This is a genomic window from Novosphingobium sediminicola (assembly GCF_014196525.1).
Taxonomy (GTDB): Bacteria; Pseudomonadota; Alphaproteobacteria; order Sphingomonadales; family Sphingomonadaceae; genus Novosphingobium; species Novosphingobium sediminicola.
Genome location: NZ_JACIDX010000011.1, coordinates 182,382 through 192,032, shown reverse-complemented (window position 1 = coordinate 192,032; position 9,651 = coordinate 182,382). Strand labels below are relative to the sequence as shown.

The window sequence follows — 9,651 nt, the reverse complement described above, 5'->3', positions numbered from 1 at the left end:
GTGTCGAACGCGGGCGGGCTGGGGATCATCACCGCGCTGACCTGTCCTAGCCCGGATGCTTTGCGGGCCGAGATCGAGCGTTGCCGCGCGCTGACGGACAAGCCGTTTGGGGTCAATCTGACGCTGCTGCCCTCGCTCAATCCGCCGCCCTATGCCGAATATCGGCGCGCGATCATCGAGAGCGGCATCAAAATCGTCGAGACGGCGGGCCACAACCCGCGCGAGCATGTCGAGGACTTCAAGAGCCACGGCATCACGGTTCTGCACAAATGCACCGCCGTGCGCCATGCGCTCTCGGCCGAGCGGATGGGGGCCGATATCATCAGCATCGACGGTTTCGAATGCGCAGGGCATCCCGGTGAGGATGACATTCCGGGCCTGATCCTGATCCCGGCGGCGGCGGACAAGGTGCGCGTGCCCTTGCTGGCCAGCGGGGGCTTTGGCGACGGGCGGGGCCTTGCCGCCGCGCTGGCGCTGGGGGCCGAGGGCATCAACATGGGGACGCGCTTTTGCGCCACGGTCGAGGCCCCGATCCACCCCGACATCAAGCGCATGCTGGTCGAGGGCGACGAGCGGGGCACCGACCTCATCTTCCGTACCTATCGCAACACCGCCCGCGTGGCGAAAAATGCCATCTCGCAGGCCGTGCGCGAGGCCGAAAGCCGGGGCGAACCGTTTGAAACCATCGCCCCGCTGGTCAAAGGCGCCCGCGGCCGCGAGGGCCTGAGCACCGGCGACACCGCCCATGGCGTCATCACCGCTGGCCTTGTCATGGGCATCATCCATGACATCCCAACCTGCGAACAACTCATCTCGCGCATCGTCAGCGAGGCGGAAGAGGTCATTACGCAGCGGTTGATGAAATTTGCATCGCCGGGATGAAACGCCCCATTGACCTTCTGATAAAAATGCACAATGGTGCAGAAAATATCAGGAGAGAATGCCATGAAACCGATGGGGCGACCGATGGGTTTGAAACGCTCGGCTGCGTTGATGCTGGGCGCGGCCTGCGCGATCTCGACGCTGCAAGGGGCTGGCTGGGCTGGAAAAACCGCGCCTGCCGTTCGCACCGACTGGCACGCTTTTGGCGGTGACAGCGACGAGCAGCATTACAGCCCGCTCGACCAGATCAATCAGGGCAATGTCAAGCAACTGGGCCTTGCCTGGTCCTATGACGTCGACACATTCGACAGCTATACCCAGCCGATCGAAGTGGGCGGGGTGGTCTATTTCGCGGCGGGCCTGAGCGTCATTCATGCGCTCGATGCACGCACCGGCAAGCTGCTCTGGAAATATGATCCCGATGTGGCCGGACAGCCCGAGGCCAAGACCCGGATGCGGGCAGGCTGGGGCACGCGCGGTATCGCCTATAAGGATGGCATGGTGTTCACCGCCACGCGCGAAGGGCGACTGGTGGCGGTCGATGCCAAAACCGGCAAGCTGCGCTGGCAGGTCAAGACGCTGGACGAGGCAGAGAACGGCTATATCACCGGGCCGCCATGGGTGGCGGGCGATGTGGTGGTCACCGGCTTTGGCGGGGCCGATTACAGCCCGACGCGCGGCTATGTCACGGCCTATGACATCAAGACCGGCAAGAAGCGCTGGCGCTTTTACACCGTGCCGGGCGACCCGGCCAAGGGGTTTGAAAACAAGGCCATGGAGGCGGCGGCCAAGACATGGACCGGCGAATGGTGGAAATTCGGCGGCGGCGGCACCGTTTGGCACGCGATGGCCTATGACACCAAATATGACCGTATTTACCTCGGCACCGGCAATGGTTGGCCGTGGAATGAAAAGATCCGCAGCCCCGGCGGCGGCGACAATCTGTACCTTGGCTCCATCGTGGCGCTTAACGCGAAAACCGGCGAATATGTCTGGCATTATCAGACCAACCCGGAAAACAGCTATGATTTCAACAATGCGATGGACATTGAGCTGGCCGATGTGACCATCAATGGCAAATTGCGCCATGTGCTGATCCATGCGCCCAAGAACGGCTTTTTCTATGCGCTGGACCGGGAAACGGGCAAATTCATCTCTGCGGGCGAATTTGCCAAGCAGAACTGGGCCAAGAGCATCGATCCGGTCACGGGCAAGCCGGAGATCAATCCCGATTCGCTCTATCAGGATGGCAAGGCCTTCGTCATTTTCCCCTTCCCCAATGGCGCGCATGGCGTTCAGGCCATGTCTTACAGCCCCAAGACGGGCCTGAGCTATATTCCGGTGATGGATGGTGGGCGCGTGGTGGTCGATCCGCCCAATGTGAAGGACTGGACCTATCGTTCGGGCATGTTTGTCAACACCGGGCTGGGCGCGCCGCCGCCCGGCGTGACGGCCCCTGCGGCGGTGTCTAAGCTGGTGGCTTGGGATGTGGCCAAGAACCGTGCCGCATGGTCGATCCCGCAGCCGGGCGTGTTCAACGGCGGCACGATGGCCACGGGCGGAAATCTGGTGTTTCAGGGGCTTAATGATGGCTCGTTCAACGCCTATTCGGCGCAGGACGGGCGTTCGCTCTGGTCCTATCCGATGCAGAACGGGATGCTGGCTGCGCCGATTTCCTATTCGATCGGCGGGCGGCAATATGTCACGATCATCACCGGTTTCCGGTCGAGCTATGCCAACACGCCCAACTGGGATTATCGTCAGCAACAGCGTCGGGTGCTGACCTTTGCGCTGGGGGCTACGCGCAAATTGCCCAAATTTACGCCGGTGGATGCGCCGATTATGGATGATCCCGGTTTTACCGTTGATGTGGCCAAGGCCAAGATCGGCTCGGGCATTTACAACACCTCCTGCGTGATCTGTCACGGCGTGGGCATGGCGGCGGGCGGGGCGGCGCCGGATCTGCGCAAGGCGCCGATCCCGATGGATGCCAATGCTTTCAACGCGGTGGTGCATGATGGCGCGCTGATGGCGCGCGGCATGCCCGGTTTCGGCAACCTGAGCGCTGATGAGATCGAAGGCCTGCGTCACTATATCCGCCAGCGCGCGAGAGAGACGATGGCTGCAAAATGAATGGTTCTGTCGGCGGTCTGACAACGCGATCAGACCGCCGATGGTTGACCGTTTCTGATCTCATGTGCATGAAAGCCAGATGACAGGTGATCGTGACATGAACGTAACAAACGAGAGCAATGAGCGCCCGCAGACCTATGCCAGCCCCGCGATCATCGAGCGGCGGCGGCGTATTCTGGAGGAAACGCGGCAGGTGATCGCCGAGAACGGCATCACCGCGCTCAACATGAACGACATCGGGCGGCGCGCGGGCGTGGCCAAGCGCACGCTGTATAATGCGTTTCAGACGCGCGAGCGGATGATCGCGGCGGCCATCCAGGAATATTTCGAGGAATACGTCAGCCGCATCACCTTTACCCAGCCTTCGGGCACGCTTCAGCACAATCTGGAGCGGATGATCTCGGTGGTGCAGCGCAACCGGCGTATTCCCAATTACATCCGCGCGATCATGGCGCTCTATTTCAGCCCCGAGGTGGACGAGGACATCTGGCTGGCCATGCATTCCATCGCCACGCGCCAGAACCGGGCGTGGATCGAAAATCTGGCTGCGGGCAAGCAGTTGCAGGCATGGATTGAGGTCGATACGCTGGTCGATGATCTGGTGCGGCTGGAATATGCGATGATCAACGATTGGGCGCGCGGGCGGATTCCCGATGATGCGATCATTGTGCGGCTGATAACGTCCTATCTGACGCTGATCCTTGGCGCGGTGCGCGGGGCGGCGCGCAAAGAGGTTGAGGCGATGCTGAAAGACATTGCCGAGCGCGGGGCCGAGGCTTTGCCGATGCGCAAGCGGGCCAAGGCGGAGGCGGCGGAGTAATCCGGATTAAAAATACACCATGATGCAAAATTCCTTGCCTCCCCGGCGCGACCTGTCATAAGGTGCCGGGAACAGGCCGCCCGGTCAGAGAGGCGCCAGAGGCAAGGAGACGTGAGCCATGACAGAGGCGCAAGCCCCTGAAATCCTGTGCGAGAAGCGTGAGGACGGGGTGGTCCTGCTCACGCTCAACCGGCCTCATGCGCGCAACACCGTATCCTTTGCCATGTGGGAGCAATTTTCCGCCGCGCTTGACGGGCTGGAGAACGGCACGCCTGCGCGCGCGCTGGTTTTGTGCGGGGCGGGGGACTATTTTTCCAGCGGCGGCGACGTGAAAAACGGCCCCGCGCGCGGTGATGGCGCGATCCGTCTGGCCGCGCGGCTGGAGATGGGGCAGCGGATCATCAACCGCCTGCGCGCTTTGCCGATCCCCACTATCGCGGCGGTGGAGGGCGGAGCCTATGGCATCGCGTGGAGCATCGCCATGGGTTGCGACATGCTGTTTGCCGCCGATAATGCCAAATTCGGCGCGCCTTTCCTCGATTACGGGCTGGTGCCCGATGGCGGTGCGGCTTGGTTTTTGACGCAGCGGCTGGGCCGGGCGCGGGCGGCCGAGATCCTATTTTCGGGCCGGACGCTGGCGGTGGAGGAGGCGCTTAATCTGGGGCTGATCAGCCGGGTTCTGCCTGCGGGCGCGGTGGTGGCCGGGGCGCTGGAGTTTGGCGCGGCGATTGGGGCGGGCAATCCCCATGCGGTCGAACTGACCAAGCGGTTGCTGCATATGGGCGAAACGGGCGATCTGGCGGCCACGCAGGCGCTTGAGCTGATCTATTGCCATACCTGCCAGGCGGGCGAGGAAGTGCCCCGCGCCCGCGAAGCATTCAAGGCCCGCGCCGCCGCGCGCAAGGCCCAGAAGGAGGCCTGATCCGATGCAATTCGATATGCGCGAACTGCCGATGGTCACGCGGTACAAGATCATTAATTCGACGATCACCCCGCGCCCCATCGCGTGGATCACCACGCTCTCGCCCGATGGCGTGGTCAATGCCGCGCCCTACAGCTTCTTCAACGCGGTGGGGACGGAGCCGCCCTTGGTGGTGCTGGGCCTGCTGAAGGAGCCGCGCAGCCGGACGTTAAAGCACACCGCCACCAACATCATCGCCAATGGTGAATTCGTGGTGAACCTTGTGTGCGAGGGCGATGCGCAGAAGATGAACGAATGCTCGGTCGATGCCCCGGTTGATGTGTCGGAAATTGACTATGCGGGCATCGAAACCACGCCCAGCGTGGTCGTTGCCCCGCCGCGCATCGCCACCAGCCCGGTCAGCTTTGAGTGCCGCAAGGTGGCCGCGCTGGACATCGGCACCCAGCAGACCGTGGTGATCGGGGAAGTGCTGATGGCGCATATCCGCGATGAATTCATCACCGACCGCGAAAGGGTCTATTTCGACACGCCCGCGATGAAGTTGATCGGGCGCACCCATGGCAGCGGCTGGTATGTGCGCAACAGCGATGCGTTTCAACTGGACCGCCCGGCCTTTGATCCCACCAGGCTGAACCCGACAGATTAAATTGAACCTCAGGTGCAATATTGCTTGCGTTGCCAGGTGATCTGGTGTCACTCTGCACGCCAACGGACAGAGCAGGCGGCGGCGATGATTCCCTAGCCTTGTCAGCCTGAAAACACGCCCAAAAGAATAAGCGGGGCGCAAGACCGCGAGAGGAGATTGCGATGCCAGGGCCACTGGATCATCTTGTTGTTGTCGAACTGGCGCAGTCGATGCCCGCCGCGATTGCCGCCATGTTGCTGTGCGATCATGGCGCCGATGTGGTCAAGGTCGAGCCGCGCGGCGGCAATTTCTTCGCCCATGACCTGACCCGCAAGAGCTGGGACCGGTCCAAGCGCAGCGTGGAACTGGACATCGAACTGGCGGCGGATCGCAAGGCTTTGCGCGGGCTGCTAACGGGTGCGGACATTCTGATCCATGCGATGGAGGAGGATGAGGCGGTCAAGCTGGGGCTGGATGAGGCCAGCCTCAAGCGCGATTTTCCCGCGCTGGTCTCGGTGGCGATGACGGCTTACGGCGCCGACACGCCCTTTGCCGGACGCCCCCATGGCGAGGCGCTGGCAGCCGCTTTGCTGGGCACGATGGTGGATCGCTCCAGCCCGTTTCGCCCCGGCCCGGTCTATCTGGGCCATCCCGCGCTGCATTACGGTCAGGCGTTTCTGGCCTCGATCGGCGCGCTGGCGGCGGTGCGCGCCCGGCGCGAAATCGGCCATGGGCAAAGGGTCGAGGCATCTCTGCTCGACGCGATGATCGCGCAATCGCCGATGAACGACTGGTGGCAGGAAGACGGCATCAGCTATATCAAGAAGGGCGATGCCGGGGCGATGGACCGCTTTGGCAATACCCGGCTGATCACCGGCATGTTCGAATGCGGCGATGGGCAATTCCTGCAATTCCACACCGGCGGTCCGGGCGGCTTCAAGGCGGCGATGGATGTGCTGGGCTTTGGCGACCGGGTGCAGACCATCGGGGGCGCGGAAATGCGCGTTCCTCTGACCGAGGATGAATATAAGATCGCCCGCGTCGAAGTCCCCGAAGTGTTCAAGACCAAGCCGCGCGATGAATGGATTCGCCTGCTGCATGCCGCGGATTGCGCGGCGCTGCCGGTGCTGCATCCCGCCGAGGTGCTGCTTGACGATCAGGTCGAATTTGTGGGCCAGCGCATCAGCCTGCCCGATCCCGATTTCGGCACGATCTATCAGGCCGCCCCTGCGGTGATCTTCCGGGGGACACCTTGCGCCGCGCCGACCCCTGCGCCCGCGATTGGTGCGGATAATGGCGATCTGGCTGGGCTGGCCTCGCGCCCTGCGCCGAAAATCGCGGCCAGCGGGCGTCCGATCAAGCGCCCGCTCGAAGGCATCCGCGTGGTCGATTTCTCCTCCTTCTTTGCGGTGGGTTTCGGCGGGCGTCTGCTCTCGGATCTGGGCGCCGATGTCATCAAGGTGGAAACGCCGGGCGGCGATCAGATGCGCCCCTTGCCCGATTGCTTCGACGCAGCCCAGCGCGGCAAGCGGGCGATGGTGCTCGACCTCAAAACGCCTGAGGCTTTGGAGGCGGCATACAAGCTGGTCGCCACCGCCGATGTGGTCACGCACAATCTGCGCCCCGGCAAGGCGGACAAGCTGGGCATCGGGTTTGAAAAGCTGCTCAGCATCAACCCGCGCCTGATCTATGCCTATATGCCCGGCTATGGCTCGCGTGGGCCGAAATCGCTGCTCAAAAGCTTCGCCCCGCTGGTGTCGGGCTGGACCGGCCTGCTGCGCGAGGGCGGGGGCGAGGGCAATCCGCCGACCCGCTCGGTCTTCGGCAATGAGGATTACAACAATGGCTTCCTGGCCGCTGCCGGTATCCTGATGGCGCTGGAGCGGCGGGCTGTGTCGGGCGTTGGCGATTATATGGAATGCCCGCAATTGCATTCCAGCCTCTGGACCACTTCGGAACATTTCCTCAATGCCGACAAGCAGGTGGTCTATGGCTTCCGGCTGGACAAGGATCAGGCAGGGATCAACGCGCTCGACCGGATTTATCGCACCGCCGATGGCTGGCTGTGCATTTCCTGCCGCTCGGATGATCGTTTTGCCGCGCTGGCCTTTGCCGTGGGGCTGCCGGAAATGGTGGATGATCCGCGCTTTGCCGATCCGCGCGCGCGCAGCGCCCATGATGGGCAATTGCAGAGCATGCTCACCCCCTTCTTCGCCGCGCGGTCCAGCGCGGATGCTTATGCCGCGCTGGATGCGGCGGGCGCCCCTTGCGAAATCGTGCGCGAAAAGAGCTGGGTGCGCGAGGCGCTGATGGAGGATTGGGCGCAGGCCAGCAACCGCGTGGTCGAGGATCTGGACTCGATGTATGGCCATGTCCGCACCTTCGGCAGCTTCATCCATCTGAGCGAGACGCCGGGCTTTGCCAGTGGCACCGCGCCGCGCCTTGGCCATCACACGCGCCAGATTCTGGGCGAGGTGGGCTATTCCGAGGCGGAAATCGACGCATTGATCGCAGGGCGCAAGGCGATGCAGGCCGAGCGCATCACGGGCCGCATCGGCGGGCCGCGCGTGTCCGCCGCGTAAAAACAAGATAAACAGGAGAGAAGAGCCGTGCAGCTCAACCTACGCTATGACATGAACCGCCCGGAATTCGGCGCTTCGCATCCCGCCCTCTATCGCGCCGCCATCGAGCAATCGGTCTGGGCCGATGGGCTTGGTTTCACGCAGGTGTTCCTGGCCGAACATCACGGGGCCGAGGGCGGCTATTGCCCCTCGTCCATGGTGCAGGCGGCCTCGATCCTGGGGGCGACCAAGAATATCGCCACCCATCTTTCGGCGTTGGTGGTGACGATGCACGATCCGCTGCGTCTGGCCGAGGATCTGGCGGTGCTGGACAATATCGGGCCGGGGCGGGTCTGGCTGACGGCGGGCATGGGCTATCGCCCGCATGAGTTCGAAATGTTCGGCAAGGATATCACCAAGCGTCTTGCGCTGCAAAATGAGGCGATGGCGACGCTGAAATCGGCATGGACGGGCGAGCCGTTTACCTTTCGCGACCGCACGGTGCGTATCACGCCCACCCCGGCCACCCCCGGCGGTCCCAAGATCTATATGGGCGGATCGACCGACAAATCGGCCATCCGTGCGGCCAAGGCGGGCTATCAGTACTTCCCCGGCCACCCGGACCTGTTCGTGCTGTATAAGGAAGAGCGTGCCAAGGCCGGTTTCCCCGCGCCCGAGGAATATCGCCAGCCCGCCGCCAGCTTCCTCTATGTGACGGAAGACCCCGAGCGCGACTGGCCAATTGTTGCGCCCCATGTCGCCTATGCCACCAACGCCTATGCGGAATGGGCCAAGGAGCGCGGCGAGGGCCAGACCCGTTACAGCCCGGCGCAAACCGTCGAGGGGCTGAAGGCCATGCCCAATATCAAGGTGGTCACGCCCGATGAATGCTTCGACTATCTGGTCGGCCTTGGTCGCGGCACGGCGGTGACGTTCCATGCGCTGCTGGGTGGGCTTGATCCAGAGGTTTCGTGGCGCAGCCTGCGCCTGTTTGAAAGCGCGGTGCTGCCCCGGTTGAAGGCGGTGCCGGGCCTGCTCGAAATGTGCGATTAAGGGGAGGCGGCGATGGAAGAACAGAACCGGCGGCGGATGCTCGGCACTTTGCTGGGCACGCCCTTTGCGATGGCGGCGGCGGGTAATGCCATGGCCGCGCCAAGCGCAAAGCCAGCAGCCAAATTGAGCCTTGCCGAACGCATCGACGTGCTGGAATCGAAAGAGGCGATCGCCTCGCTGCTCAACGCCTATGCCCGCGCCAATGACCGCGCGGACGAGGCGCTGCTGCGCAGCCTGTTCTGGCCCGAATCGACGCATAAGCATGGGCGTTTCGAGGGCAAATCGAGCGATTTCGTCGGCTTTGCCTTCAAGATCGTCTCGGCCCTCAAATATGCCTGCCACCATATCAGCAATATCAGCGTCGAGGTGAAGGGCGATCACGCCTTCTCCGAATGCTACTACTTTGCCCAGCACCGCCGCGACCGCAAGGATGGCAGCGGCGAGGAGGACGTGTTCTTTCAGGGCCGCTATCTGGACGATCTGGAGCGCCGCCATGGTGAGTGGAAGATCATCCGTCGCCGGGGTCTGTCGGATTACACCTCGCCCGCATTCCCGTCCGAAACGCTGCAATCCTCATGGCCCGCCGGACAGCATAGCGAGAAGGCGCCCAGTGACGATTACTACAAGATGCTGGCCGAGTTCCGGGCGCGTTGAC

8 protein-coding genes are annotated in these 9,651 nt (G+C 63.1%); all 8 read left to right on the top strand.

Annotated elements, in window-relative coordinates; genetic code table 11:
- Nucleotides 1-882: NAD(P)H-dependent flavin oxidoreductase (locus GGR38_RS15190; RefSeq protein WP_183627012.1), on the top strand; the 882-nt coding region annotated here is incomplete at its 5' end.
- Between the two features lie 84 nt (nucleotides 883-966).
- Nucleotides 967-3,015 carry a PQQ-dependent dehydrogenase, methanol/ethanol family gene (locus GGR38_RS15185; protein ID WP_183627009.1) on the top strand — a complete coding sequence of 683 codons (2,049 nt, stop codon included), beginning with the start codon at nucleotides 967-969 and terminating at the stop codon, nucleotides 3,013-3,015.
- A 97-nt stretch (nucleotides 3,016-3,112) separates the two neighbouring features.
- On the top strand, nucleotides 3,113-3,835 hold the full coding sequence (locus GGR38_RS15180; protein WP_246404730.1) for a TetR/AcrR family transcriptional regulator: 723 nt from the start codon (nucleotides 3,113-3,115) through the stop codon (nucleotides 3,833-3,835).
- Nucleotides 3,836-3,953: 118 nt separating this feature from the next.
- Complete coding sequence (locus tag GGR38_RS15175) at nucleotides 3,954-4,757, top strand: enoyl-CoA hydratase/isomerase family protein (RefSeq protein ID WP_183627005.1); 804 nt, start codon at nucleotides 3,954-3,956, stop codon at nucleotides 4,755-4,757.
- 4 nt (nucleotides 4,758-4,761) lie between these two features.
- The gene (locus tag GGR38_RS15170; protein WP_183627003.1) at nucleotides 4,762-5,403 is read left to right on the top strand and encodes a flavin reductase family protein; all 642 of its coding nucleotides are present in this window, start codon (nucleotides 4,762-4,764) and stop codon (nucleotides 5,401-5,403) included.
- Nucleotides 5,404-5,564: 161 nt separating this feature from the next.
- Entirely contained in the window at nucleotides 5,565-7,964 is a 2,400-nt protein-coding gene (locus GGR38_RS15165; RefSeq protein ID WP_183627001.1) for a CaiB/BaiF CoA-transferase family protein, read from the top strand.
- A 27-nt stretch (nucleotides 7,965-7,991) separates the two neighbouring features.
- Nucleotides 7,992-8,996, top strand: coding sequence for an LLM class flavin-dependent oxidoreductase (locus GGR38_RS15160; RefSeq protein ID WP_343059118.1), 1,005 nt, complete (start codon nucleotides 7,992-7,994; stop codon nucleotides 8,994-8,996).
- Nucleotides 8,997-9,008: 12 nt separating this feature from the next.
- Entirely contained in the window at nucleotides 9,009-9,650 is a 642-nt protein-coding gene (locus GGR38_RS15155) for a nuclear transport factor 2 family protein (protein WP_183626999.1), read from the top strand.
- Nucleotide 9,651 lies beyond the last annotated feature (1 nt).

Coding starts and splice junctions, on each gene's coding strand:
- GGR38_RS15165 (WP_183627001.1), top strand. CDS start 5,565: ATGCCAGGGCCACTGGATCATCTTGTTGTTGTCGAACTGGCGCAGTCG.
- GGR38_RS15185 (WP_183627009.1), top strand. CDS start 967: ATGGGTTTGAAACGCTCGGCTGCGTTGATGCTGGGCGCGGCCTGCGCG.
- GGR38_RS15175 (WP_183627005.1), top strand. CDS start 3,954: ATGACAGAGGCGCAAGCCCCTGAAATCCTGTGCGAGAAGCGTGAGGAC.
- GGR38_RS15180 (WP_246404730.1), top strand. CDS start 3,113: ATGAACGTAACAAACGAGAGCAATGAGCGCCCGCAGACCTATGCCAGC.
- GGR38_RS15155 (WP_183626999.1), top strand. CDS start 9,009: ATGGAAGAACAGAACCGGCGGCGGATGCTCGGCACTTTGCTGGGCACG.
- GGR38_RS15170 (WP_183627003.1), top strand. CDS start 4,762: ATGCAATTCGATATGCGCGAACTGCCGATGGTCACGCGGTACAAGATC.